Consider the following 1,783-nt stretch of genomic DNA (forward strand, 5'->3'; position numbering starts at 1 on the left):
TCCAGCGCCAAGTCAGCTTGGCCTTGCGCTTGGTGATTTTGACGGGGCACTCAGAGGAATGTGGGCAAGCACGGCATGTCTCGACGTCGAAGTAGGAAACCGTGGACTTTTGATTATCGTTGACGCGGTTTTTCCAACAGGATCCGTTGGTTGGACATTTCTGGATTCTTTTGCCGTCTTCATCGAGTGCGAAATCAAGGACTCCAAGGCCATCCGGCGCTTGCCCCGTGGGCGGACAAACCAAGTCGACTTCGTGCTTTTTGAGTTCCTGGTGATTGTCATCGCTGTCGTAACCGTTGTCCGTCAGGAGAGTATCCGGTTTGAGTCCGGCTTGTTTCAGTCTTTCGATACCGGGGACAACGGTTTGCACGTCGGACGTGTTGGCGAGGTTGACCTCAACCTGCGTGATGATCTTGGGGTTGTCCTCATCCGTACTGGCGGCACAGGTTTCGGTGACCTGGACACGGTAGCCGACCTTTTCCTTGTGGCCATCGTAACGCGCCTCGGGATCGTGTGGGTTGTTCAAGGCGCTGCCCCTGAACTCGTTGTCCAGTCTCACCTCGACGATATCGTCCTGGACCAGGATCTGCTCCCTGGCCAGCCGTTGAAGCAATTGGAACGTCTCCAGGCCTGAGACCGAGGCATGTTCAGCGAAACGATCGATCAAAAAGAGGATGTCCTTGGCCGCCTCGATCAGGATTTGCTTATACTGGCTGGGCTTGCCTGCCGTAAACCATGTATCTTTGTCTTTCTTCGGCAGGTATCTTTCCCGGGTCTTCTCAGGAAGGCGGGAAAAGATGATCGGGTGGCACTTATTCAGCTCTTTGTAAAATAATTGAATCGTGGTTCGAAAAAGTTCCAGCCTGGACATTTGCTTCAAGTGCGTACCTACAAGGGTTGAGTCCTTTCGCTGGATGCCGTGTTCAAGCTTGAGCCTTTCACTGATTCGTTCCAAGACCTGCTCGAAAACTAGGTGGCCCTCACCAAGCAACTTGGCTCTGTAAGAGTAGTAGGTCCGTTGCGAAAGATAGGCGTTCCTGGGCAGATCGAGGGCATACCGGACGGTATCGTAAAAGCAGTAAGCCTCGACGGCCTCCTCGTCGGTGAAGTCCATGAGAGCTTGGATGATAAACAATCCAAGCATGGACTGAATATCTTTAGTAGGCCTCCCAGTGTCGACGGAGAAACCTGAGTCCGTGAAGCTGTTGCATGCCTCATACAGTTACAACACAGAGCACTCTTGATTATAATTAATTAATTCGGTATGTTCTCTCGTCGACGCAGTAACTTTACAAACTCACCCAACAGGTGATGGGGGCGATGAGTATGGGCATATCCAAGGTGGTTCACAAGGAAAACCTCCAGGCCGGGCCAGCCGGCTTGGTGTTCGTAGGACAGATGGCCAAACTGGCAGGTCTTGATGCTGTGGCAAAGCAGGTGACCATCGGTAGGCCGCAGATATCCACAGAAAACATCCTGAAAACCATGCTCGGGCTGATGGTCCAAGGGAAAACTGATTTTGATCACGTCAAACCGCTGGCAGGCAACCGGTACTTCATGAACGCCGTTGACATCGGCAGGGTGCCTTCGGCGGAAACCTACAGGCAAACCTTTCAGCGCATCGCCCTGAACACTGAGCTGGAGGCCATGCTTCCGGGATGCTCGGTCAAGCTCTGGAAAAAGACCGGCATGGCTCATGAGTACTTGCAAAAAGACGACAAGAAATGGGTTCGAGTGGATATCGACCCGGTGATCTACGACAACGACGAGACCAAAAAAGAAG

At 52.6% G+C, this 1,783-nt stretch carries 1 protein-coding gene and 1 pseudogene; one reads left to right on the plus strand and one right to left on the minus strand.

The genetic code is table 11. The features are described from left to right. Nucleotides 1–1,114, minus strand: a 1,114-nt coding sequence (locus AC559A_RS19060) for a transposase (RefSeq protein ID WP_498819273.1), incomplete at its 3' end; no start/stop codon positions are given. A 212-nt stretch (nt 1,115–1,326) separates the two neighbouring features. Here AC559A_RS19060 and AC559A_RS19065 point away from each other — a divergent pair. After that, a pseudogene (locus tag AC559A_RS19065) lies at nt 1,327–1,783 on the plus strand (IS1380-like element ISDth1 family transposase); the annotation flags it as partial.

Origin of the sequence: Desulfonatronum zhilinae (assembly GCF_900182865.1) — a bacterium.
GTDB lineage: Bacteria > Desulfobacterota > Desulfovibrionia > Desulfovibrionales > Desulfonatronaceae > Desulfonatronum > Desulfonatronum lacustre.